The organism is Oceaniferula flava, from assembly GCF_016811075.1.
Taxonomy (GTDB): Bacteria; Verrucomicrobiota; Verrucomicrobiia; order Verrucomicrobiales; family Akkermansiaceae; genus Oceaniferula; species Oceaniferula flava.
In genome coordinates, this window is record NZ_JAFBGL010000004.1 from 82994 (window position 1) to 108388 (window position 25395).

A 25395-nucleotide genomic window follows, 5' to 3' on the forward strand; every position below is an offset into this window, starting at 1 on the left:
CCAAGCTGTCACTCGGTGGTGAAGTGGCTCGAGTGCTCGTCCCAACTTTTCCCATCGTCGTGGCTGACAAAGACGCGGTAAAAATACTGTGTTTTCGGCTTCAAGCCACTGAGCTGAAAATCCACCACCGCCTCAGCCACCGCCAGCTCGGCCGTGTGCGATTGCCAAGTCCGCTCCTCGCTGAAGATTTCCTTTTGCGCCGCAGACCCGCTCTGAGCCACGTTCGCTAGGAAGGTGATGCAGTCCTTGGTGCCGTAGTAGAGCACCGCTTTGGCATTGGGACCACTCTTCACGATGGGGTAGTGCACGGTCGCTGATGTTTCCCCCAGCGCCGTGACCTTCGGCGTGCCGAATTCCACAGGCAGGTGAAACAACTCCGCGGTCTTCTCCGGGCTCATGTAGGCGGGGCGTTCTGAATCTGCATCCTCTTTGCCGTAGGCCGCCTGATGCTGCTGCAGCGGCAGGAAATTTTCCATCCCTCCAGTGGCGGTGGCGACCCAACCCTTGGACGCGTAATCATCGGCGTAGTAGTTTTGTTCCGAATCCAGGCCGGGGTCTTCTCCTGCGGCAATCGCGGCCTTCGCCATTTCCAGCCCCCGCAGGGCCTTCGCCGATGGTTTCGCAATTTCTGCGCGGTGCCATTTCTGATCACTGCCGTAAAACCAGCCCCGACGCTTAATGACCCGCTTGATATCGCCGCTGCGCTCACGCTGCGGTGGCCCGGGGACTTCGCAAAAAGATCCGGTGCTGCGGAGTTCGCCGCTGCCCTTTTTGTTAGCCACTTTTTGACCCGACCCGTAGAGCCGCCAGAGCTGCTGGCTTTCATCGTAAAAATACGCATAGTAGGTGGTCACTCCGTTGCGCGTCTCCGTGCGCATCGCTTGGATCAAACGACCGGCGCCATCCGGATACGCCACCGCATTGCGGAATTTCAATCCGGTCCCCTCATGGCCAAAACTGCTGTAGACGGCATCGCTGATCCCCGTGCCGATCAAGCGTGGCATTTGCTCCACCGGCGGTGTCTTGGCATTGCCCCGCATACTCACCGCCCACATAGAAAAGTTGAACCCCGCGCCCTCGTTCACCTTGCCCTCGGCATTGAACACCGTGCCGTAGTAACCAAAGGGGGTGGTGATCGGGGAGTAGCTGGAGGACTGGCTGACGCTCACGCTTTCAAAAAGCCACATCTTCGGTTCAGGGCACTGGTCCGGAGCTTGGAAGCGCAAATGAGCTGCCGCGGGTCGCCAGCGGGCGCGCAGTAGCTTGGCCTGCTGCACCGCGGCTCCCTTCAACTGGATTCTGTGAATTTTGCTCAGCTTCGCCGGCGCCTGCTCCGAGCAATCGATCGCCACCGTCACCTTACCAGCCTCAGCCACATCAAACCGCAGCCCTTGATCTTGCGCTTTCCTGCCGTCACTGCTGTTGGTTTTCAACCTTTGCACCTGATCGCCCACACGGATGGTCCACTCGGTCCCCCGCTCCGCCTCAGGAACCGTCATCAGGAAACGCAGCTGCACTGTGCCGGGTTTCGGCAACCAGAGGTGCCAGCGCGCGGAGCCATGATCGGCCGAGCCTTTCCGTAAATGATCAAAGGTCGCCCTGATCATCCCCTGATCCTCCGGGTCCGCCGGGCCCATGCCACCCGCTTGAAAACAGCGATCGAAAAAGCCATTGGTCGCATTGAGCTCAATCACCCCGTCTTCAGCCTCCTGTCCATAGTAGTAGGCGCGATCCTCCTGCGGCAGAACGTTGAGGAATTTGATCGGCGCACCGAGCAGGCTACCGACCGCACAACCTCCCATGATTATGGCAACAACAGAGCTTTTCATCGCTCCACTTAGGACGATATCCTGTCATCCGACCACGCCAAAGTAAGATCCCAGCCCCCCAGCCGTAATTACACCCACGTTTATGAAAAAAGCCACCCGCCTCTCTCTCTTAGCCACTCTGCTCGCGTCCACCAGCCTGCTGGCGGACAAGCCTAACATCATCTTCATCCTCGCCGATGACATGGGCGTGGGTGATGTCTCGCACAACGGAGGCAAAGCGGCCACGCCCGGTCTCGATCGCATGGCCGAGGAGGGCATGCGTTTCACCGATGCCCACAGCACCTCCGCCGTCTGTTCCCCCACCCGCTACGGCATCCTCACCGGTCGTTACAACTGGAGATCCTTCCTGAAAAAGGCGGTCATCATGGAGCCTTCGAAACGCGGTGCGATGATCAAACCGCACACCGAAACCGTCGCCGGATTTCTCAAAGACAACGGTTACCACACCGCCCTGATCGGAAAATGGCACCTCGGCCTCGATTGGAAGTATCTCGACAAGGCGCGCAAACCCAAGGTCATGGGGAAACACAAAAAGGCAGGCAAAGGCTGGGACATCGACTTCAGCCAAAAAGTCGGCGGCGGCCCGAACTCCGTCGGGTTTGATTACTCGTTCTACATTGCCGGCTCACTCGATATGGCCCCCTACGTGTATCTGAAAAACGATCTCGCCACCAGCATCCCCACCCATGTCAAAGCCTTCAACCGCCCCGGCCCGGGCGCCGCTGACTTCGAGGCCGTGACCTGCCTTGAAGACTTTGCCCGCGAGTCTGTGAACTACATCAAAGAGCGCGCCAAGACTAAGCAGCCGTTCTTCCTCTACCTGCCACTGACCAGCCCCCACACCCCCATCGTTCCTTCCAAAAAGTGGAAAGGCAAATCCTCCCTCGGCCAATACGGCGACTTCCTGATGGAGACCGATTGGGTCGTGGGCGAAGTCCTGAAAGCGCTCGATGCTAACAAGATCGCCGACAACACTATGGTCATCTTCACCACCGACAATGGCTGTTCACCTCGAGCTGAAATCCCCAAGCTGCACGCTAAGGGTCACAAACCTAACGGCGATTACCGAGGCCACAAAGCAGACATCTACGAGGGTGGCCACCGCGTGCCATTCATCGTCCGCTGGCCGGGCAAAGCCGCCGCCGGCAGCATCACCGATCGCACCATCACCTCGGCCGATTTCTTCGCGACCGTGGCCGATGCCATCGATACGAAAGTCTCCGAGAGCAGTGCCGTGGATTCCTTTTCCTTCCTCCCCACTCTCACCGGCAAGGAGCAGGAAGCGCGCCCGTTCACCATCCATCACTCGATCAGCGGTGACTTTGCCATCCGCCAAGGGAAATGGAAACTCGCCCTCTGCCCCGGATCTGGTGGCTGGTCCGCGCCGCGTGGCAAACAAATCCCGGCCGATGCCCCACCGGTGCAGCTCTATGACCTCGACGCCGATCCCTCGGAACAAAACAACGTCGCCACCAAACACCCGGAAAAAGTGACCACCCTCATCAAGCTGGTCAATCAGGCCATCACCAACGGTCGCACCACCCCCGGACCGAAGCAGGAAAACGATGGCCCGGTGCCGCCGTTTAAGAAAAAGCTCATCGAGCAATACCCTGCCGCTAAGCGTTAGATGACATCAAACAACCCTGAGCCAGCTACTTGGACTCAGGGTGCACCGCGATGGTTGGATCGCCTAACAAATTCAACTCAGCCAGGCACATGTGAAAGTTAGCCGACTTCACCGCGCGCTCTGACAGCGCCGCCTTGGTCCGCATCAGCGCCTCGCCGGTGCTGAGCTTCTGCTTGATTCCTTTTTCCCAGAAAAGGGTCATTGTCTCCGTGGTTCCGTCCATTTTCCCTTGGCGCACCATCAAGGGGAAATCTTCTTTCGGGTTGAGAAAGTGCGGTTTGCCTTCGCGACACGGAGCCACGATGGCGATCGCTCCCGCCTTGGGCATGCGCAGCATGGATTCACTGATGCAGGGGTCTTTGGCCGCATCATAATGACCGGTGAAACACGATACCGTGGTGATCACCGGATAGGCGTCTTGGTTGGTCAGGCGGTCCACGTGCTGCTTGCTGAATTTCTGATGTCCTTCTAACACCCAGCAGTCGATCAAGCCGTGCCCATGGAAATGGAACTTGCCGGTTTTCTTGGCGTTGATCATCGCGATCCAATTGCTCGGATCGATTTCAAAGTCGCCCGGACGTTCCTTGTCCCAAGGCGTCTTGTTGGCGAAATAGCGCGACATGTTACCGTTAGGAAGCGCGCTGGAAACGTGGTCGTCCCAACTGCGGCGCACCTTGGCGTAGGCTCCTTGAACCGTGCAGGTGTAGACCATGGTCTCGGCGAACTTCCCGGCAGGATACTTGGATTCATAGCTGATCACCTTGTCGGTGTATGCCGCCACATCCGCGGCGGTCCGCACCGGAATACGCCCCAGCCCCACGCTGCCGTCAGGGTAGCTGATCGCCTCGCGGTCGTCTTGAAACTCACCGTAAACCCCATCGCCATCGGCATCCCAATTCGTGGTTGATAGATAGTAAATGTCCGTGGGGATGTCGGTGGATTTGCCCCACATCGTCCGATGCACGGTGTCCCTATCCGGCACCACGCCCTTACCGCCCGGCAAACTATCGCCCCCGAGAATCACCCAGCGGGTGCCCTGATGATCGATGTGATCACGCACACACAGTCGGATTTTTTCCTGTAAATCGACACCCTGATACGTAGTCGCTATCTCAGCGGTGGTCACTACCTTGGTCGGCTTTTCCCGCTTCGCTTTCCAAGCCGAAAACGGCCCCCATGCTGGAGCCAGCTCCTCGGAGGTAATCAAGAGCACCGTAGATTCCGGCGGAGCCTCCTTCGCCTCTTCAGCCAGGCAGGAAAGAGGCCAGGCCACTGCCAACAGGGCGGAGTATAAAATGGTAGCGTTCACCAACTAAAAGCGATCCGGCACCACGCTTTTGTGCGGCAAAAAAATACCTGAAGCAAAGTCGCAGCGCGCTTCACTTCAGGTAGGAGTTTGTTGAATGCGAAACTATGCCACATCCATCACCTTGGCACTCGCCCAGAGGTCTTTGAACTTGTCGACGAAGACATGATGCTCGGCGTGGTCTTGGTAGATGTTGTGCTGCTCTATGCTGTCGAATTTCAGCGACAGCGCGTAGTCGAAGCTCTTGTCGGTCACCGGGCGCTCGGGGGTCGCCGCCGACTTGCCCCAGATTCCGGAGGCAATGTTCTCAATTTTCAACAGCTCGGTCATTCCCTGCTCAAAGGCAGCGCGATCGGCGTCGTTTTGGTTCTCTTCTTTCAGCCAGAAATATACGTGATGTTCCATGGCGGCAGCTTTGCGCCTCACCCACATTTTGCCAAGCGCGAAAACGACTCAGCTGCGGTCGTCCTCGTCCACGGTGGCATCGGCATCGAAGGACTCGATGGTTTCCGTCATGGTGAAGGTCGCCGGGATGACCAGGAGGATGACGATGGCTGAAGCGAGGGTGCCGACACCGAGGCTGATCGCCATCGGCACTAGGAACAGCGCCTGCTGGCTGGTTTCCAGGATCATCGGCACCAGCCCCACAAAGGTGGTGATGCCGGTCAGTAGGATGGGACGGCAGCGGCGTGCCGCTGCCTCGCGGGTGACTTGTTCGATCGGCATGCCATCCTCGATGAATCGCTGCCGCGTCACCGCCAGCACAAAGCCACCATTCACCACCATGCCGCAGAGCGCGATCATGCCGAAGATGCTGAAGATGGAAATATTGAAGCCTAACACCACGTGCCCAATCACCGCGCCGGCGAGGCTGAAGGGAATGGCTAACAGGATGATAAATGCCTGCAGATAACTGCGCAGCAGCGCGGCCATAATCCCGAAGACGGCAAACATCGAAACCACCAATCCCCAGCCGAGATTTTGCATTGCTTCGCTCTGTTCGCGTTGGTCCCCCTCGAAGCTGTAGCTCAGGCCCGGATAGGCTTCGATGATGCCGGGCAGCTCATTTTTTTCCAATGCCGAGAGCACCTTGTTGCCAGTCGTTTCACCGGCGACAACATTGCCGCGAACTTTCAGCACCCTTCCGCCATCGACCCGTTCAATTTTCAAAGGCGCGGTGGTGGTTTTGATCACAGCGGCTTCGCCAAGGGTGATCTCACCGCCACCGGGGGTGCGGATGAGGAAGTCTTTCAAGCCCTCGAGCGACTTGCGCTCGGACTCCGGCAGGCGAACCATCACACGCACCTCTTCGCGTCCGCGCGGTTGGCGCAGCGCTTCGGCTCCCAAATAAGCATCGCGCACGCGGGCGCCGAGGTCCTCGCTGGTTAGGCCGAGCGCGCGACCTTCCGGTGAAAGCTCGAACTGCAGCTCGGGAGTCTCCCGGCCCGACCCCTTGCGCACATCCGCCGTGCCTGGGTAGGCGGCCACCGCTTTGGCAACGTCGTCGGCCGCCTGTCGCAGCACTGTGAGATCCGGATGCGCCAGCTGAATGTCAATTTCCGCCTCGCCGCCGGGGCCCACGAGGTAATCGAAGAAGATCGATTCCATGTCCGGAATCACCGGCAACTGATCACGCCAAAGATCGGCAAACTCACCGCCGGTGATCTTGCGCTGGCTCTGCGGCACCAGGGTCACGGCCACTTCGCCGAGGTTGGCACCATCGTTGCCGACATCCACTTCAATGCTGGTGGTGAGCTCGCGCACGCTACCTTCGTTCGCCAGCTCCAGCGCCTTCTTCGCAGCCTCCTCGACCTGCAGAATGACCTCGCGGGTGCGCGCCACCGGGGTGCCTGCGGGCATCGCCACTTCCGCCTGGATGAAGTCGGCTTCGATCTGGGGGCGGAATTTAAAATCAATCCGACCACTGGCCAGATACGCCCCCGTGATCGCCAAGGTCGCCAGAAACATACAGACGGTGAGCAGGCGGTGACGGATGGAAAAATCCAGCACCGGCTGGTAGGCGCGGTCCATCAGGTTCTCCATTCTGTGACGCAGCTTCGTCTGCGCACCATTAATTTTGATAAACAGGCGATTCCTCTCCAGCCAGCCACCGTCCGAGGCTAGGTGGGAGGGCAAGATGAACAGACACTCCACCAGCGACACCGTGAACACCGCGATCACCACCGCCGGCAGCACTTCGAAAAATTGGCCATTTTCCCCCGGCACAAACAGCAGCGGCATGAAGGCAATGATGTTGGTCACCACGGCAAAGATCACCGGCATGGTCATCGCTCTGGCACCCGCGATGGCGGCATTCACTCGCGACTCCCCCTCGGAGATGCGGTGGAAAATTTCCTCACCCACCACCACGGCATCATCCACCACAATCCCCAGAGTGATGATGAAACCAAACAGTGAGATCATGTTAATGGTCGCCCCTCCAATCGGCAGCAAGGCGATCGAGCCGAGGATGGAAATAGGGATCCCGATGGCCGTCCAAAAGGCGACTCGGAGATCGAGAAAGAGACCAAGAACTAACAGCACAAGCATCAGCCCCATCGCACCATTGTCCATGAGCAGGCCAAATCGCTCGCTGAATGCCTGGGAGCGATCGCGAGAGAGATCGAGGTGCACCGACTCGGGGAGGTTTTTCTTTTCTCGCTCGATGAATTTTCTCACCGCCGCAGCGACCTCCAGCGGTGCCTGACTTTCGGAGCTGTAGACGGAGATCACCACCGAGTGCTTGCCGTAGAAAAAGTTCTCCGCTTCGGTTTCTTCGAAGCCGTCCGTGATGGTAGCGATCTCACCCAGCCTGACCTTGGTGCCATCGGTGCTGCTGATCACCGGGATATCGCGAAAATCGATCGCCCGATCGCGCCGTTCCTTGGTCCGCAGTTGGATGTCGCCGCCGGGAGTTTTCAGCGTGCCGCCCGGCACATCCATCGCCGTTTCCCCCACCCGCTCGGCGACATCACCGAGGGTGAGCCCCAGCGATCGCAGGGTGGCGCTGGGGATTTCAATTTCGATTTCCGGGTCGCGCACGCCCTTGAGTTCGACGATGGAGATGTCCGGTTGCGACAAGAGCCCGGTCTCGATCTGTTGGGCAAAATCGACCAGTTCCCGCTCGTTGAGATCGCCCGACACAGCAATCTTCATCACCTCGCGGCGACGGCCGGTGCCGAGCTTCACCACCGGAGCCTCGATGTCATCGGGGAAGACGGCGATGCGCTGCACGGCGGCAGTGATTTCCTGCAGGGCACGGTTTTTATCGAAATTAGGATACAGCTCGGCGACGACTTTCGCCCGTCCCTCCGAGGCCGTGGCCTCCACGCGGCGAATCATTTCCATGCCGCGCAGCTCGGCTTCGATCGGCACAATCACCGATTGCTCCACCTCCGCCGGTCCGGCACCGCGGTATTGCACATCCACCTCCACGGTATCCAGAGCAAACACCGGGAACACCTCCTGCTTGATCTTGAAAATGGAAATGATGCCCACGGCGAGCACCGCAATCATGAGCAAGTTCGCTGCGTGGTGATTACGCGCGAACCAAGCTAACAGACCTTTGTCTTGATGATCGATCATTTGGACTGAGGTTCGGTCGCGATAGCTTCGGGAGCGAGGGCCATGCCGGGTGCCGGAGCACTGAGCGAGGAAACGATGAGCGCCTGATCGGCGGCGATGTCATTCTTGATCACCACGGTATTCTCCCGCCGCCAGAGCACTTCGGCATCGTGGATGATCAGCTTTTTCTCGGGACCGACGAGCCAGACACGGTCGCCTTCGCGGAGGGCCGAGCGTGGGATGGACAGTGAGTTTTTCAACACTCCAGCATCAATATCCACTTTGACATAGGATCCTAACAATAAGGGCTGAGTGGGGTTGGCATCGAGGGGATTGGGCACTTCCACCAACACCCGCGCCTGACGACCCGCTTCTTCCAGATCGCCTAACAGGCGAACCACCTTGCCCGACCATTTCAAGGGAGCACCCGCTGAAGAAGATTGCTCAATCTCGACATCGGCACCCGCTTGCCGGCCTTGCGGGAGCTTCACCCAGGAGAGCTTTGAGAGCGGCACGCTGGCTTGGATCCAGTAGGCGTCCGAGCCAACAATCGTCGCCATGTCCTCGCTGCTGCTGGCGAGCTGACCAGCTTCAACACTTTCCTCAATCACCACGGCATTGAACGGCGCGCGGAATCGCACACGTTTCAGATCCAACTCCGCCTTCGCCACCGCAGCCGCAGCGCGATCGAGCAGTGCCTGGGTGCGGTTCTTAAACGGCTGACGCAGCACGAGGCTTTTGTTGATCACCGAGTCGGGGAGATCTTTCTGCAGCTGCTCCAGCTCGCGCTGGGCGACGGCTTGTCGGCCGGCTTCGATATCCACCTCCGACTGCGCCTCGGCGAGTGCCGTTTTCGCCTCACTCAAGGCAATGCGGTAATCGGCATCGTCGATGGTGAACAGCACCTCACCTTGGGCGATGCGACCGCCGGGCACCAGCTTGGGATGCAGCTCGACGAGTCGGCCCGTGATCTCAGGCCGCACCACCAGCTGTCGGGCCGGCACCACACTGCCGTAAGCGGTCACCGACACCGGGTAATCACCCGGCTTGAGCTGCACCGTCTGGACGATCTTGGCTGAGCGCGTTTTCGCCTCGGGCTTCTGCACGGGCGCTGTGCGCAGCAGCCACCAGCAGACGATGCCTGCCAGCAGCAGGATCACAACGCCGAGGATGATTCCGGAAACATTCTTCTTCATGATGGATTCAAGGGTGGTTGCACGCGTGGCATCGGTCCGCCGAGGGCGCGATGCAGGCCCACACGCAGGGTGAGCGCCTGACGCTGCAGCGACACCATGGAAAGCTCTAACGACTGCACCGCACCAAGAGCCTCGATCACCGGCAGGTAATCGGTGAGTCCCTGGCTGTAGCGGATGCGAGTTTCCTTGAGGGTCTTGCGGGCGGTCGCCAGCTGGCGTTCGGTGAGTTGGATTTGCTGCGCTTGCTTGCGCTCGCGCACGAGCGAGGTTTCGACATCGCGCACGGCTTCGAGGTAGCTGTTGGAATACCCTAACAATGCGGCACGCAATTCGGCCTGACTCCTGGAAACTTCAGCCCGTCTTCTGCCACCGTCGGTGATCGGCGCGGTGAGCTCACCGAGGAGGCTGGAAATCAAGGAGCTCACACTGTCGGTATTTTCCACACCGAGGGAGGCACCGATGACGAAGCGCGGCATGCGGTCGGCCAGTGCCTCGCCCACCTTGGCATCGAGCGTGAGAATCCGGTTCCACTGCGCCAGCAGGTCGGGGCGGTTTTGCAAAAGGTCGGAGGGCACGCCGGCAACGGGTCGCGTGGGCAGTGACGGCAGGATATTTCTAACGTTCCGTGACCGCTGACCGGGAGCGCGACCTGTTAGCACATCGAGCGCATACTCGGCGGCGGCCAGCTCCGCCTCGGCAGGTGGCACCAAGGCCCGGGTGGCATCGAGCTGCCGCTCTTGCTGCAATAAATCCACCCGCGATGATATCCCCTGCCCGACCCGCAACTGCACCAGATCCAGCAGTGTCTGGTTGGTTTCAATCTGCTCGCGCAGCACCTTCAGTCGGGCGCGTTGTTCCAGTGCAATGAAGTGCGTTTCGGCCACCGCGGCGGACAGTATCAATCGGCCGCCCAGCCAGTCCTGAACCGTTGCGTCCAGCTCACTCTGGCTGGCACGCACGCCGGAGCGGAGTCGACCAAAGACATCCAGCTCCCAGGAAAACAATCCGCCGAAAGACGACTCACGGTAGCCGCTCGATTCCGCCTCTCCGGTCGCCGCCAGATCCACCTGCGGAAACAAAGCCGCTCCCTGCACCCGCAGCGAGGCCGACGCCTGGTTGATGCGCTCCCCGAGCTGTCGCTGGGCCAAGTTCGCCGACAGCGCGGTGTTAACCTGTTTGTTTAACGTGGCATCAGAAAAGCTGCGCCACCAAGATCCCTGACCAAAGGCTCCAGACCGAGATGATTCCTGATAGCGCACCCCGCCAGACACCATCGGTCCGCGGCTATCCAGCGATGACGGCGGGACACAGCCTACCACCCATCCTGCAAGCAAGACGGGGACGATACGGCTGTAGACGGATTTCAGGTTCATGTTCAATGTTAGAGCCAAAACTACGTAGACTACTTGCCATTGCAACCAGAACTTACGGAGAACCGTCACACGATTTCGCCACAGAAGAACAACCGGCTCGCGACACCCGCCGCGTCTGCTCACTTGACTCGCCCTGTGACTTCCTAGACGATGTAATCCATGGATATGAAAAAGGTGAAATACATCGGAGCGGGCATTGTCATCCTGCTCATGGGCATCGTCATTTTTCAGAATTTTGAAAAGCAGGAAGTCTACATCCTCTTTGCCAAGATTGAGATGCCGCTCGCGTTTATGTTTCTGATCACCTTCGCCATCGGCATGATCGCCGGGTGGATTCTGAACATGCTCGCTGTCAGAAAACCGGCGACGCCGAAAAAGTAGACCGACAGCCAGTCCGCTCTAGTTGGAACCACGGCCCGTTATGCACAGTACACAGGATGCACTCCGCACTCACCCCTCGATGCTTCAACGCGCTGGGCTGAGCACGGACCACCCTGTCTGGGATGAACTGCTAGAATACTACGATCCCTTTTTCACCGCCGTCCTGCGCAACATGCAGTTCAAGAGCCCGGCGATCGAGGACGTCAAGCAGCTCGCCTTCGTGCAGCTGTGGAAAAACCTCCCCGCCTACCGCAAGCTCTCCGATAATATCAAATTCCGCAGCTGGCTGGCCAAGCTGATCCGCAACGTCGCGCTGAACTGGATTCGCGACCACCAGAAACAACAATCCGAGAGCACTCTGCACGACGACAGCCCACCGAACGAAGAGCTGGTGCACAGCCCAGAGATCGAAGCCAAGATCGAGCGCGAATGGCAGGCTTATGTGGTCGAACTCGCCATGGAGCGACTGCAAACCGTCTTCACAGGCAAGGCCTTCGAGGTGCTTCAGCTCTCGCTGGAAGGTTGCAGTGGCGATGAAATTAGTTCCCGTCTTGGCATCCGGACCGACAGCGTCTACGTGCTCAGAAACCGGGTGAAAAAACGTGTGCAGCAGGAAATCGCCCAAATCCGTCACGAACTGGAAGGAGGCTCTCAGCCATGACATTTCCTGACTCAGATCCGTCTGCCGACGAGAAGGATGACGCCGCCTCGCCATCGCGTGCCCCCAGCCATAGGCTCTCGCCCTTCGCCGATCTGCTCTACGAAGAAGGCGATCCGGCACGTGCCAAACAGGATGAGGGCGAAGCCACCCAGACACCACTTTACGACAGCCTCTGCGGCCTCGAACAGCGATACACCGACCACATCCTCATCGCCCAAGGAGGGATGAAGGAAATTTACCGTGCGTTGGATTTGAAAACATCGCGCCACGTCGCCTTTGCCAGACCGTTGCCACATTTGGGAAAAGATCACTACGATGCTTTTTTAAGAGAAGCTCACCTCACCGCCAAACTCGACCACCCGGGCATCATCAAGCTGTTCGGCATGGACGTCGACCCCAATGGCCGACCGTTCTTCACCATGGAGTTCAAGACAGGCAAGTCACTGCGCACGCTACTGAAAGATTACACCCAGGGTCGTGCTAGCTCTGCCTGGCCAATTGCCCAGCGACTGAGTATCATCCTCCGTGTTTGCGAAAGCCTTTCCTACGCCCACTCCCAGCGCGTCCTCCACCTCGATATCAAACCTGACAATATTCAGGTTGGCTCGTTCGGTGAGGTTCAGCTGTGCGATTGGGGTATGGGGGTGGTGATGCAAGGTGATGACCGGCAGCAGTCGGACACATTGTTAGACCCCGATCTCTACGGCTCACTACAGCGCAATATCAAGGGAACCCCCGCCTACATGGCACCGGAGCTCTTCGACTCGATGAACCCGAAAACCGTGCAGATGGACATCTACGCACTCGGCTGCCTGATCGAAGAGCTGCTCAATGCCCAGGCCCCGGAACCAGGGCTCGACGAGCCGCTTTCCAAAGACTCCCCACTGCACGCCGTGGTCGCCAAGGCGAAGGCAAAAAATCCAAACGACCGCTACCGCACTGTAGCCAACATCCACGATGACATTTCCAGATACCTGGAAGACATGAGTATGTCGGTCGAGGATAGCACGTTGCTCCGCGAGCTCACCTTATTCTATCGGCGCCATCGCACTGCAAGCAACCTCACCGCATCCTTCCTCGTCATCTTGGTGACCGCAGCCAGCCTCTTCCTGCACAGCCTGAACACCAGCAAGAATGCGGCCAGCGATGCGAGAGACCAAGCACTGGATTCGCTCAAGCAACTCGAAGCAGAACAACGGATCACCGAGGCCCGTTTGATCCAACAGGCCAAGGACGCGCAGATCACCTCCATGCATCTGAACCACCTCGGATTCACCGACCGGCTGCGATTACCCGTCCTGGTGGACAAGTTGCACCAGCAACTGGATGCCGTCATCGCCAACCAGCCAGCCGATGAGGATCCGATTTGGGAGGAGAAGTTCTGGCTCAATTTCCTAACACAACAATTTGATCAAGCCATGGAGTTGCACGAGGAAGGGAAGCTCATTGCTGAAGACCTCCTTCCAGCCGCCAAGAAATACGCTTCACGGAACACCAACACTGAGTACTTGAGCACCGGTGATTTCCAAGAGCTTCTCAGCGATCTATTTACCCTGACAGAAATCGATCGCACTCCATTGATGGAAAAAATGATCCGTTACGACCTGGCGCACCCACGCTCTAGCAGCGACCGATTAGCACTCGCCAAGACCATGCTGGCATTGCTCAACCCCGAGTGGAAAAACCCAGTGTTCAATTACTCAGAAACAGAGCACAGCCTGCAACTCAGCGGGAATGGGCTACAGCGCCTGAGCAGCCGAAACAACTTCCCGTCCATCCTCATCAGCTTCCAGCCGAGGAAACTCGATCTGAAACACTCTTCGGTGGAAAACTTACAGACCCTCAAATCGCTGAATCTCGTGGAAATCGACCTCAGGCACACCCAGGTCAAATCGCTGAAGCCCCTGGCCGACATGCGAACGCTCAGTCGGGTCATCGTCAGTCCGGGACAGTTCACCCCGGCCCAGCTGGCGCCACTGCCAAGCTACATCGAGGTGCTCACAATTGAAGAAGGCAGCTAAGGCGAATCATCGATGGCTCTCCGCCAGAGCCTTCTCTGTGGCTGACTGTGCAAACGCCGAATTCCAACGTCTCCGGCCCGTTTATACCCACTGTCCCAGTGTCTTCTATTTCTCTATGACAGACAAAATGCCCCTCTCCTGTTTAGGTCGACCTCCTGCTTCGGTTTCTATGACTGATGGCCATGAGCGCATCATCACCTGTCGTACTATCTCAACACTGTCACAACGATCATTAATCACACTATGAAAATTAACACGCATACAATACTCACAGCGATGGCAAGCATCGGAATGATCGGCTCTTCGGGAGCTGCTGTCATCTATGAAGCCAATGATTCCAACGTCTCTCTCTGGAATAATAGCGCCGCCATCTCTGGCTCCTCATCCTCCGTCAGTGGCGACAGCGCGTCCGGCGACATGGCATTGACCGTCACAGGCAATAGCTTCTCATACGCCGGCTTTGCCAGCACTCAATCCATTAACACCCTACTGGGAAGATCTCTCCTGGACTCAGAAACGGTCACTCTCACCTTCACGACAGGGGTTTTGAGTCAAAATGGCGACGGAGGTGAATTACGTTCCCAGGGCTTCCAGATGGGTTTGTCAGCGTCGACGGCCGCGGACGGTGGTGCTAGTGAGGACCAGCTGATTATTTCTTTAGGGGGGGGCGGTAACAGCTCCGATGTAGGTCTTAAAGCTTCAGCTAATGCAGGACCCGCATCTGGCGGAGGCTTTGAAATTTCTAAAGCAAGTGCTAACGATGGCCTGACAATAACGATCGTTGCCGACTCGAGCGGATGGACTGCCTCGTTCTCAGATGTCTCAGCAGAAGCTGCTGCTGACTCAGTAGCCGACCTCACTGGATCCTTTGATCCCGGTGAATTCACCTCCTTCTTTGGCAACGGATATCTTTATGCAGGATTCCAGCAGCGTAATGGAGGTGTGAATGGTGTGACAGTCCCCTTCGAAGTTGCAAGTATCGACGTTGTCCCAGAGCCATCTTCCTCCGCCTTACTCGGCCTTGGTGGACTGGCCCTGATCTTGCGTCGTCGCAAGTAGTGCTACCCTCACTCTTCCAGCCCTCGGCGCAGCAGTGCCGGGGGCTTTTGTCTATTGAGGGATAGCAGTTTCGCTCTTTCTGCCAGAAGTCCCCACCATCCAGGCCAAGCTCACAGCGTCATTTTTTGAGAAAAACAAGATCCCGTGTTAAGGTCATGGACTTATCCTGTTTTCTAATCGTAAGGGGAATGAACTGATTTCATTTACATCATGTATTGGTGCCCCAGTCAGTATTCCTTCATCAACCACATATCCATCATGACTCGACATAAAAAAACATTATCCTTCTTGGCCGGAACCGCCATTCTCACGGCCTGCGCCATCCCATCCGTCAGTGCTGCCACGACCATTATCAACGCGACCCTCGAAGGGCGGGCGATTGACAATACAAACGTGACAGGTGGCGTGAAAGGCAACGGATCCGGCAACGCATTCAACTCCGGTGCCGCTCAAGCTGGAGCCTATAACAGCGGTGTCGACCTAGTAGGCGTCATCTCTTTTCAAATGACCGGAGTGGATCCCACCGATATCGTAAGCGCTGATTTCAGCTCATTACAAAATACTGTTAATCTCAGCGATACGTCACTGTTCAGCATTTCCGCTAATGTCATTCGTATCGACGCTTCCTCAGCAGGCCAAAACAGCGACTTCGAAGCTGCACCTCTTACAACCCTGATGACCGGCTTCGATGGCAACGCCACAACGGATACAACAGCATCCTTGGACGCCGCTGGCCAAATTATTTTGGGGGACTGGCTGAAAAGCAACTGGGTAGAAGGTGAATATGTCTTCATTCAGCTCAAGGCAGATAACACCGATATGCAAACAGGTTCGAACAACCTTTATAACTACTCGAACTCTACGTTGACGATCACCACCGTCCCTGAGCCATCCTCCGCGGCCTTACTCGGCCTCGGTGGCCTGGCGCTGATCATGCGCCGTCGCAAGTAATTGCGGCACGGCATTTGCCAAAGCTCACTTCCCAAGACCCGGCACCGTGGTGTCGGGTCTTTTTGTTGTCCGTTATCGTTCGGGGTGAGCCCATCCCAACCAGCGCTACATTACGTCCGTGTAGGGATCGTAGTGCACCGGGTGGTCGTCATCTTTGGCCGCGATGTCTGGCAGGCCTTCACCGGACCTGACGATTTTCTGCTCGGCGCGGTTCGGGTATTTCACTTGGGCAATGTGAAACAGGGCATCGCCCTCGTCAGCCTGGCCTTCGTTGGTGCGGCCAATCAGAATGCCGCCGTAGCTGGCTTTGATCTCTTCTTCGTAGTCACCCAGCGGATCGGCCACAAATCCCAGCACATCACCTTCTTTCACCGCTTTCCCCAAGGCAATCAAGGGGGTAAAAAGCCCGCCAATCTGCGCACGCTCCCAGTAGCTCTTTTCACAGACCACGGCATTGGCGGCACGTTTTTTGGCCGCAGCCGCGCGCTTGGGCAACATGCCGATATGGCGCATGACGGTGAGGACGCCCCGCTTTCCAAAACGAATCGAGGCGGTATCGAGTCGCAACGCCTCGCCACTTTCATACAAAATCACCGGCACCTTGGCTTCATTGCAGGCCGAGCGGAAGGTGCCGCCACGCACTGGCGACAACAGCGTCACCGGAGACCCGAAGGCCGTGGCCAGCTCCAGCGCCGGCTCGTCTTCCGCCGTGACACGGATCTGCGGCAGGTTCGGTCGGTTGATCGCGCCGGTGTGCAAATCGACCACCGCGTCGCAGTGCGGCAGCAGCTCCGTGGTCAGCACATGGGCGAGTCGTCCGCCCAGCGAGCCCTTTGGCGAACCGGGGAAAAGTCGGTTCAAATCCCGCCGATCCGGCAGGTAGCGCGAGCGGTTCGAGTAGGCGGGCACGTTCACGATCGGCACCGCAATCAAGGTCCCCTTCAAGCCGCGCCTGAGCGTTGGCGAGTTCACCAATCGACGAATAACCTCCGCGCCGTTGATTTCATCGCCGTGCAAACAGCCGGAAACCATCAGGGTGGGGCCATCTTTTTTCCCGCGGATCACCCAGACGCGCATGGTGACGGGTTCATGGGTGGTGAGCACGCCGACTTTTAAGCGCAGCAGCTTCCGCTCGCCTTTTTTGACCACTTGGCCCTGAATCTCGATATCTTTCATGGGTATTTGCTGGCTCCCATCGTGACAGGAATTGGCAGCGGTGACAAAATTCTAAATCAGAAAAATCAAACCAGCACCCACTTCATCCCCAAGGCAATGATCAGCGGCATGGAGATCAGGCTGACCACCGTGGTGACCACCACCACCTGGATCGCGATGTCTGCTCGTCCTCCGTAGTGGCGTGAGATTACAATGGGAAAGACCCCCGCCGGCATCGCCGCCTGAATGATCATCACCTGCTTCAGCTCGGGGGCCAAGGGCAGAAACTTCGCCAGACAAAGGATCACCAGAGGCACCATCGCCAGACGCACCAGGACACCGCTGGTGGAAACTTTCCAATCCAAGCGCACATGCCGCGCCAGGTCATACATTGTCGTGCCCACCAGCAGCAGGGAGACCGGCACCGCACAGAATCCCAGCATGGAAAACGCCCGGGTCACCACCTCGGGGATCAGGTGATCGGTCCGGGTCTGCAGCATCAAAATACCCACCACCACGGCGATGATCGGGCCTTTGATAAAGGATCGCCACGATGGCCGACTATTTCCAGAGATCAGCATAATGCCCACCGTCCACAGCGCCACATCCACGCCAAGGTTGTGGGTGAACATCACGGCGAGTGCGGTGTCGTTGTTTGGAAAAACATACACCATCAGCGGAATGGCGATGAAACCGTAGTTCTGCACCCCGCAGGAGGCGGCAAAGGTGCGTAGTCCGCCACCACGTTCGTAGCCCAACAGGCGAGCGACCACATAGGCGAGCCCCATCGCCAGCACAATCATGCTGAAACCAATCCCCGCCGAGGAAAACACCACCGAGGCATTACGCAGCAGCTCGACACCCAGCATTTTGTCGAGCACCAGGCAGGGAAGAAAGAGATGCACCGACATCGTCATCAGCCCCTTGTCCATCTCCGGCGTCAGCGTTTTTGTCCTACGTAAAACGGCTCCCAATACAATAATCAGATAAACCGGCATCGCCGCCGTAAGAACCAAGATGGTGTGCTCCATGCGCGCACTATGCACATCGAGCCCACATACTCAAACCTAAGCAGCAACAGCCTTGCTTAGCCAAAATTATCTGAACGCGCAGAATCAGAAAAAATTAGCGACTATTCGCATCCATTCGCGGTTAAAAAAACACCCCAAAAAACCTCATTTCTTGACCCACTCTGCCCAGCGACTAGCCTCACCCTATGGCTGGTAAAAGATCGCTAACAACCCTGCAACTCGACTCCTTGCTCGAACAACAGGATATCGACTCCCTCGTGCAACAGCTCGAATCCAAGCACGATCCCCCGGTCAAACCCTTCCTGCCCAATTCCAAGGTCAACGCCCACCGCACGAACCGACTCTGGAAAGCGATCGGCGCCGAACCTCATGCCGACTTGTTAGACAGCTGGACCGAGGAAAACCTGGAAATCTTCGATGGCAATATCGAGAACTTCATCGGCACCACCAAGATTCCCACCGGCATTGCCGGCCCGCTGCGCGTGAATGGACTTTTTGCCCAGGGCGACTACCCAGTTCCCCTCGCCACCTCCGAGGCCGCGCTGGTGGCGAGCTACCACCGTGGTGCCTGCCTGATCTCGGCCGCCGGCGGCTGCACCTCGATGATGCTCTACCAGGCACTCAACAGGTCGCCCGCCTTCGCCTTCGAGACCATGCGCGAGGCTGGGCAGTTTGTTGCTTGGTCAATGGAGGTCTTCGATGATTTTCAGCAGCAGGCGAACGCCACCACCCAGCACGGCAAGCTGATCGACGTCGGCACCACCATCGAGGGCAACCACGTCTATCTCAATTTCGAATTCACCACCGGCGACGCATCGGGCCAGAACATGGTGACCATCGCCACCCAGGCGATCTGCGATTTCATTCAAGAAAATTGCCCCGTGCCGATCAAACGGCTCTACGTGGAGGGCAATCTTTCAGGCGATAAAAAAGCCAGCTCGCAGGCCTACACCTCGTGCCGCGGCAGGAAAGTCACCGCCGAGGTCATCCTCACTCCAGAGGTGTTAGAAAAATACGTGCACGCCACGCCGCGACAAATGATCGATTACTGGCGCATGTCCGCCATCGGTGGCGTGCTCAGTGGCACCATGGGGGTGCAGGGGCATTTCGCCAATGGCCTGGCCGCACTCTACATCGCCACGGGGCAGGACGCCGCCTGTGTCGCGGAGTCCGCCATGGGAGTCACCCGCTTTGAAGAAACCTCCGAAGGAAACCTCTACGCTTCGGTCACCCTGCCGGGGGTGATGGTGGGAACCGTGGGAGGCGGCACCGGACTGCCGAGCCAAAAAGCCTGCCTCGAACTCATGGGCCTGCACGGCTCAGGCAACAGCGCCGCCCTCGCCGAAGTCTGCGCCGCCCTGCTACTCGGCGGTGAGCTGTCGATCATCGCCGCACTGGCGACCGGCGACTTCACCAAGGCCCACCACAAATTGGCGCGCTGAAACATCGATTCAGTCGATACTTTTGCAATCATAATCACTTTCACAAACTCCACCATTTCAGCTAAAACTCCCTCATGCGTTGGTGGACTTACCAGAAAGAACGATTCCCAATTTTCCAGCACGGCCCATTGGTCGCGGCCTTCAGCTCCTGTGCGATTGCTTACTCAGCGATGCTCACCGGAGAAGCTCCGGAGTGGCCGTCGTTTGTCGTCGCCGGTGTCACCTGCCTGTTGTTTTTCCTCCAGCTGCGCATTGCCGATGAGTTCAAGGACGCCGAGGAGGATGCTCGATACCGCCCCTACCGCGCGGTGCCACGTGGCTTGGTGAGCTTGCGGGAACTCGGCTGGGTCTTTGTCGTTTCCTGCATCATCCAGCTGGTCATGGCGCTGCTTTACGCGCCGATGTTAGTGATCGTGCTCGCCATCGCCTGGCTCTACCTCGCACTAATGAGCGTGGAGTTTTTCGCCCGCGATTGGCTCAAGGCCCGACCCATCACCTACCTCTGGACGCACATGCTGATCATGCCAATTGTCGATTTCTACGCCACCGCCTGTCACTGGCTGCCGCAGGGTGAAAAACCGGGGATCGGTCTCGGCTATTTCCTCGCCGCCAGCTTTTGCAACGGTCTGGTGATCGAGCTCGGCCGCAAGCTCCGCCAGCCATCCGCCGAGGAAGAGGGCGTGCCGACGTATAGCAAACTCTGGGGACTGAAAAAGGCCTCGCTGGTCTGGCTGGGCTGTCTGATCGCCACCTGTGTCTTCGCCACCCTCGCCGCCGCCATCATTCAGTTTACCCTGCCGGTGCTGATCAGCCTCGGCCTGCTCATTCTCTGGGCCATGGTGCATGTGCTGCGCTGGCAGAAAACCGAATCCAAAACCTTCGAACTCGTCGCCGGTGTCTGGACACTTGCGCTCTATCTCACCCTCGGCATCGTGCCACTCATCCTTCGCTAACATGATCATTCCATCGTCAGAAAACAACCCTCTGTTAGGAGGCAAAGCGCAAGCGCTGGGCAAGCTCGCCGAGACCGGACTGCGCATCCCCGCCTGGTTCGCCGTGACCGCCGACGGCGAACACTCGGAGGAGGAAATTCTCGCGTGCGCCAAGAAGCTCGACGGCAACAACTTCGCCGTGCGCTCGTCCGCCCGTGGCGAGGACGGCGTGGAGCACTCCTTCGCCGGGCAGTATGATACCTTTCTCAATGTCGAGCTGGATGACCTGCTTGAGAAAATCCAATGCGTGCACCGCAGCCATCAGAGCGCTCACTTGCAGACGTATCAATCGAGCAAAGCCATCGAGCTAGCCCACGCCCCCACCGCGCTGGTGCAGGCGATGTTGGCACCCGATGTCAGCGGCGTGGCATTCACCGCCCACCCCGTGACCGGAAACCGTCGGCAAGCCATGGTCTCCGGCCTCTGGGGCATCGGCAGCGCCCTGGTCTCCGGTGAGGCCGATGCCGATGTCTGGACAGTGGACGACAACAATGAAATCCTCGAGCGCACACTCGCCGATAAAACGCAGCAACACATCCCCTGCCCTGATACCGATGAAGGCGTCCGACTGGTCGAGACACCAATCAATCAACGCCAAGCCCCTTGCCTAACAGACCAACAAATCATCGCAGTCGCCGCCATGGCGCGTCGCTGCGAAGCCCACTTCGGCTGCCCTCAGGATATCGAGTGGGCGATCGAAAACGGTCAGCTATTTCTCCTGCAAAGCCGCCCGATCACCACCCTCGGCCACCTGCCCGACCCTGACGCCCCACTCACCGTTTGGGACAATAGCAACATCGCGGAAAGCTACTCCGGTATCACCTCGCCGATGACCTTCTCCTTCGCAGAGCGAGCCTACGAGCATGTTTACCGCGAGTTCTGCAAACTGCTCTCGGTGCCAGAACACCGCATTGAGGAAAACGATCACGTCTTCCCAAAGATGTTAGGTCACATTCACGGCCACGTTTACTACAATCTGAACAGCTGGTATCACGTGCTCGCCATGCTGCCAGGCTTCTCGGTCAACCGCTCGTTCATGGAGCAAATGATGGGGGTGAAGGAACCCATGCCAGAGGAAGTGGTGCAGGATATTCTCCAGCAAACCCAGACGACCAAGGTCAAGGACAGCATCGCTCTGGTGAAAACCGTTGGCGGCCTGATCAAAAACCATCGCAGCCTACAGCGGCAGATGGACGCCTTCTACCGGAGGCTCAACACCGCCCTCCAATTAACCGGAACGCCCCTAACCGAAATGAGCGGCGAGGCACTCACCAGCCACTACCGCGACCTCGAAGCCCAGCTTCTCAAGCGCTGGGACGCACCGCTGATCAACGACTTCTTTGCCATGATCTACTACGGTGTGCTGAAGTCCCTGTGTGAAAAATGGTTGGGCGATGCGTCTTTGCAAAACACCCTCCTGGTGGACACCGGCGACATCATCAGCGCCGAGCCACCGCGCCGGATCAAAGCCATGGCCGAGCTGGCCGCCACCGACCCCTCCCTCACTGTGCTGTTAGCTGACGCAAGTGCTCCTGTGGAAGACAAGCTCCACGCTATTTCCCAGCACACCGAGTTGCACGATGCCTATCAGAACTACCTCGAGGACTTTGGCGATCGCTGTCTGGAAGAGCTGAAACTGGAATCGCCCACCGTCGGCGACAACCCACAGTCGCTACTCTCAGGCATCGGCGTGATGGCGGCCCGACCCGACAAGGCGCCGCTGCCAGTGCAGGAAACACCCGACCCCACCATCTCACTCAGTCCGACCAAACGCCGGATTTTCAACTGGGTACTGAAACACGCCAAAGACCGGGTGCGCGACCGAGAGAACCTGCGCTTCGAGCGCACCCGCCTGTTCGGTCGCGTCCGCCAGATCATCGTGGAACTTGGCAAACGCCTGCACCACGACCAACGACTCGCAGCACCTGAAGATGTCTTTTTCCTGACCATCAGCGAAGTCATGAGTGCCTATGATGAGACACCGACAGTCAACCTAACGGATCTTGCCGAAAAACGAAAAACCGAACAAGCCAGCTTCACCACCCCACCGCCAGACCGCTTTGAAACCCGCGGCGACATCAGCCTCTACCCATCCTTCACCGAGACCAGCACCCAAGAAGCACACGATGGCGAACAGCTCAGCGGCACGGGCGCCTGTCCGGGCATCGTCCGAGGCCCAGTGCGCGTGGTCACCGATCCCCGCGACGCGGTGCTGAAAGAAGGCGAAATTCTCGTCGCCCAACAAACCGACCCAGGCTGGGTGGTCCTCTTCCCCGCCGCATCCGGCTTGTTAGTCGAGCGCGGCTCGCTACTCTCGCACTCTGCCATCGTCGCCCGCGAACTTCAGCTGCCCTGCATCGTCTCCATCCGCAGCGTCACCACCCTGCTGAAAACCGGCGACATGGTGGAAATGAACGGCGCCACCGGCGAAGTCAAATTACTCAATGAATAGAATGTCCATCCATCACAACTCCTCAGCGGTCACGAGTCGATAGCTAGTGCTCCTACCCCCGCCAGCATTTTGAACAAACACCCCACGTGCTACCAAATCCTTGATGTCCCTCAATGCCGAATCAGGCGATGTTTTCGCCAGCTTGACGTATTTCGAGGTGCTCATGAATCCTTTAAAATCATCTAACATCCGATTCAATACCAACCTCTGCCGGTCATTCACCGCTGCGGTGTTCACCTTCTCCCACAGCTTGGATTTATAGAGAACAAACTCAAGCGAAGCACCTGCATTCATGATTGCACGCCCCAAACAGGCCAGAAACCAATCCAGCCACTCCGTCGCATCAACCCCACCCTTTTGCTGCATTTCGAGATGATGATAATATTCCTTTCTCTCAAGTTCTATCTGAGACGACATACTGTAAAACCGATCAGGTATGCCATCAGATCGTGCCAGCGCCATGTCTGCGATGGCTCTGGCAATTCTTCCATTGCCATCGGCAAAAGGATGAATCGTGACAAACCAAAGATGGGCCAGACCCGATTTAATCAACGAATCAATGTCATCACTCGATGCAAACCAATGCAAAAATTCACGCATCTCACCGGCCAATCGCTGAGCGGCAGGAGCCTCGAAATGCACAAGCTCTCTTCCAATCGGCCCCGATACCACCTGCATCGCTCCAGCCGACTCCAATCTCCACTTCCCTACCGTGATTTTGTGCATGCCGCTGTAACCTGTTGGGAAAAGCGAGGCATGCCATGCAAAGAGACGTTCTACGGTCAACTCCGCAGAGTAATTTCTGGTAGCATCCACCATCATCTCCACCACCCCATCGACATCACGACCCGCCGGGACTAGTCCACCAACATCCAATCCAAGTTTTCTAACAATGGAAGACCGAACCTCTAACTCGTCCAATTTCTCACCCTCAATTGCCGAGGATTTAACAACATCCTTGGTGAGCACGGCAAGGCTTGCTTCACTGCGTAAATCGAAACCCACACCTGCCATCCGGCCCAACAACAAACCTTGCTGGTGCCGAATTTCTGACAATTTGGGCGCCAATAACGCCATGTCCCAAGTAAACTCAGGCCAATCATCCAGTTCGTGTATCCAAGTCATTACCTTCTCCTAATCCACCCCATTTACTCACTAATCACCGCAAAGTCAATTTATTCACTGCAAAATTTGCGGTGATTAATGCCTCTATTCCCCGCAAATCAGATCAAACCTACGAGATTCCCACATTCCACCCATAATCATGCAGTCCGAAATCCAACAACATGCCGACTTCAGCAAGGTGCGTTATGCCAATTGCTGGGAAGATGCTGACATCTTGATCGAGGCGCTTGCTCCCCAGGGCCGGCACTGCGTGAGCATTGGATCGGCGGGAGACAATTCCTTTTCCCTGCTCGCCGCGGGGGCTGAAAGTGTGACCATTGCCGAGATGAACCCGGCGCAGATCGCTTGCATCAAGTTGCGCATCGCAGCTTATCAATCGCTGAACCACCGAGAGTTTCTGACACTGCTCGGTGAGCTCGAGGGCGACCGCATTGCGCTCTATCAAAAATGTCTGCCGTTGCTGGATGATGCCACCCGCGACTACTGGGGGCACTTTCAAGAGCACATCGTGGAGGGCTTTGGGCGGGTGGGAAAATTCGAAAGTTACTTCACCTTGTTCCGCGACAAGCTGCTGCCGCTGGTGCATTCGAAAACGACCATCGCCGCCCTGCTGCAAAGCCGCTCCCGTGATGAACGCGAGACCTTCTATCAATCGACCTGGAACACCTGGCGCTGGCGACTGCTTTTCAAGTTCTTCTTTTCCCGCTTTGTGATGGGCCGACTCGGGCGCGACCCTGCCTTTTTCAAATACGTCGAGGGCTCGGTGGCGGATCGGATTTTATCGCGAACAAAACACGCCTTGGTGAAACTGGATCCCTCGAAAAACCCCTATCTTCACTGGATCCTAACAGGCCGCTATGGTAGCACCCTGCCGCACGCCTTGCGGGAGGAAAATTTCCAGACCATCAGAGATCGGATTCACCGCATCCACATCGCCCCCCGCCCGCTCGAGTCCCTGCTCGACGATGCCCAGCAGCCATTCGATGCCTATAACCTCAGTGACATCTTCGAATACATGTCGGAGGAGAACACCGCTGAGGTATTGCAAACCATCCACCGCCACAGCTCCAAGGGCGCGCGACTGGCCTACTGGAACATGCTCGCGCCACGGTCACGACCGGCATCGATGTCAGCCGATCTCAACCCCTTAGACGACCTCGCGGCTCAACTTTTCATCCAGGACAAAGCCTTTTTCTACTCCGCCTTTGTGGTGGAAGAAACCACCTAAGC

At 57.7% G+C, this 25395-nt stretch carries 19 protein-coding genes; 10 read left to right on the plus strand and 9 right to left on the minus strand.

What is annotated here, in order from left to right:
- Positions 1–8: 8 nt before the first annotated feature.
- The gene (locus tag JO972_RS07440) at positions 9–1802 is read right to left on the minus strand and encodes a DUF3472 domain-containing protein (protein WP_309489396.1); all 1794 of its coding nucleotides are present in this window, start codon (positions 1800–1802) and stop codon (positions 9–11) included.
- 109 nt (positions 1803–1911) lie between these two features.
- Here JO972_RS07440 and JO972_RS07445 point away from each other — a divergent pair, with 109 nt between their 5' ends.
- Positions 1912–3456 (plus strand): sulfatase family protein, encoded by a 1545-nt coding sequence (locus tag JO972_RS07445; RefSeq protein WP_309489397.1) that lies wholly within the window; start codon positions 1912–1914, stop codon positions 3454–3456.
- A 25-nt stretch (positions 3457–3481) separates the two neighbouring features.
- Here the strand turns inward: JO972_RS07445 and JO972_RS07450 are convergent, their stop codons facing one another.
- The 5 genes from JO972_RS07450 to JO972_RS07470 all read right to left on the minus strand — a co-directional run bounded on the left by JO972_RS07450 (position 3482) and on the right by JO972_RS07470 (position 10895).
- The gene (locus JO972_RS07450; protein WP_309489398.1) at positions 3482–4765 is read right to left on the minus strand and encodes a C25 family cysteine peptidase; all 1284 of its coding nucleotides are present in this window, start codon (positions 4763–4765) and stop codon (positions 3482–3484) included.
- Positions 4766–4867: 102 nt separating this feature from the next.
- On the minus strand, positions 4868–5167 hold the full coding sequence (locus JO972_RS07455) for a Dabb family protein (protein WP_309489399.1): 300 nt from the start codon (positions 5165–5167) through the stop codon (positions 4868–4870).
- Positions 5168–5215: 48 nt separating this feature from the next.
- Positions 5216–8347, minus strand: a complete 3132-nt coding sequence (locus tag JO972_RS07460) for an efflux RND transporter permease subunit (protein ID WP_309489400.1) — start codon at positions 8345–8347, stop codon at positions 5216–5218.
- Positions 8344–9522: an efflux RND transporter periplasmic adaptor subunit gene (locus JO972_RS07465; protein ID WP_309489401.1), complete on the minus strand. Its 1179-nt coding sequence runs from the start codon at positions 9520–9522 to the stop codon at positions 8344–8346. The genes JO972_RS07460 and JO972_RS07465 overlap by 4 nt, the downstream gene beginning before the upstream one ends.
- Positions 9519–10895 carry an efflux transporter outer membrane subunit gene (locus JO972_RS07470; protein ID WP_309489402.1) on the minus strand — a complete coding sequence of 459 codons (1377 nt, stop codon included), beginning with the start codon at positions 10893–10895 and terminating at the stop codon, positions 9519–9521. Before JO972_RS07470 ends, JO972_RS07465 begins: the two co-directional genes overlap by 4 nt.
- 159 nt (positions 10896–11054) lie before the next feature.
- On the opposite strand from JO972_RS07470, the gene JO972_RS07475 reads away from it, so the two are divergent.
- The 5 genes from JO972_RS07475 to JO972_RS07495 all read left to right on the plus strand — a co-directional run bounded on the left by JO972_RS07475 (position 11055) and on the right by JO972_RS07495 (position 15968).
- Positions 11055–11276 (plus strand): LapA family protein, encoded by a 222-nt coding sequence (locus JO972_RS07475; RefSeq protein ID WP_309489403.1) that lies wholly within the window; start codon positions 11055–11057, stop codon positions 11274–11276.
- Positions 11277–11316: 40 nt separating this feature from the next.
- Positions 11317–11937 carry a sigma-70 family RNA polymerase sigma factor gene (locus JO972_RS07480; protein ID WP_309489404.1) on the plus strand — a complete coding sequence of 207 codons (621 nt, stop codon included), beginning with the start codon at positions 11317–11319 and terminating at the stop codon, positions 11935–11937.
- Entirely contained in the window at positions 11934–13958 is a 2025-nt protein-coding gene (locus tag JO972_RS07485) for a protein kinase domain-containing protein (RefSeq protein ID WP_309489405.1), read from the plus strand. Before JO972_RS07480 ends, JO972_RS07485 begins: the two co-directional genes overlap by 4 nt.
- Positions 13959–14201: 243 nt before the next feature.
- Complete coding sequence (locus JO972_RS07490; protein ID WP_309489406.1) at positions 14202–15017, plus strand: PEP-CTERM sorting domain-containing protein; 816 nt, start codon at positions 14202–14204, stop codon at positions 15015–15017.
- A 258-nt stretch (positions 15018–15275) separates the two neighbouring features.
- Positions 15276–15968, plus strand: a complete 693-nt coding sequence (locus tag JO972_RS07495; protein WP_309489407.1) for a PEP-CTERM sorting domain-containing protein — start codon at positions 15276–15278, stop codon at positions 15966–15968.
- 105 nt (positions 15969–16073) lie between these two features.
- Here JO972_RS07495 and JO972_RS07500 read toward each other — a convergent pair whose 3' ends face one another.
- Both JO972_RS07500 and JO972_RS07505 read right to left on the minus strand, forming a co-directional pair.
- Positions 16074–17144, minus strand: a complete 1071-nt coding sequence (locus JO972_RS07500) for a succinylglutamate desuccinylase/aspartoacylase family protein (RefSeq protein ID WP_309489408.1) — start codon at positions 17142–17144, stop codon at positions 16074–16076.
- Positions 17145–17209: 65 nt separating this feature from the next.
- Positions 17210–18154 (minus strand): AEC family transporter, encoded by a 945-nt coding sequence (locus tag JO972_RS07505; RefSeq protein WP_309489409.1) that lies wholly within the window; start codon positions 18152–18154, stop codon positions 17210–17212.
- A gap of 185 nt (positions 18155–18339) precedes the next feature.
- On the opposite strand from JO972_RS07505, the gene JO972_RS07510 reads away from it, so the two are divergent.
- The 3 genes from JO972_RS07510 to JO972_RS07520 all read left to right on the plus strand — a co-directional run bounded on the left by JO972_RS07510 (position 18340) and on the right by JO972_RS07520 (position 23040).
- Positions 18340–19596 carry a hydroxymethylglutaryl-CoA reductase gene (locus tag JO972_RS07510; RefSeq protein WP_309489410.1) on the plus strand — a complete coding sequence of 419 codons (1257 nt, stop codon included), beginning with the start codon at positions 18340–18342 and terminating at the stop codon, positions 19594–19596.
- A 74-nt stretch (positions 19597–19670) separates the two neighbouring features.
- Positions 19671–20549 carry a UbiA family prenyltransferase gene (locus tag JO972_RS07515; protein WP_309489411.1) on the plus strand — a complete coding sequence of 293 codons (879 nt, stop codon included), beginning with the start codon at positions 19671–19673 and terminating at the stop codon, positions 20547–20549.
- Between the two features lies 1 nt (position 20550).
- Positions 20551–23040, plus strand: coding sequence for a PEP/pyruvate-binding domain-containing protein (locus tag JO972_RS07520; protein WP_309489412.1), 2490 nt, complete (start codon positions 20551–20553; stop codon positions 23038–23040).
- 12 nt (positions 23041–23052) lie between these two features.
- Here the strand turns inward: JO972_RS07520 and JO972_RS07525 are convergent, their stop codons facing one another.
- Positions 23053–24165: a Fic family protein gene (locus tag JO972_RS07525; protein ID WP_309489413.1), complete on the minus strand. Its 1113-nt coding sequence runs from the start codon at positions 24163–24165 to the stop codon at positions 23053–23055.
- Positions 24166–24304: 139 nt separating this feature from the next.
- Between JO972_RS07525 and JO972_RS07530 the strand changes: the two genes are divergently transcribed.
- Positions 24305–25393 (plus strand): BtaA family protein, encoded by a 1089-nt coding sequence (locus tag JO972_RS07530; protein ID WP_309489414.1) that lies wholly within the window; start codon positions 24305–24307, stop codon positions 25391–25393.
- Positions 25394–25395: the final 2 nt, after the last annotated feature.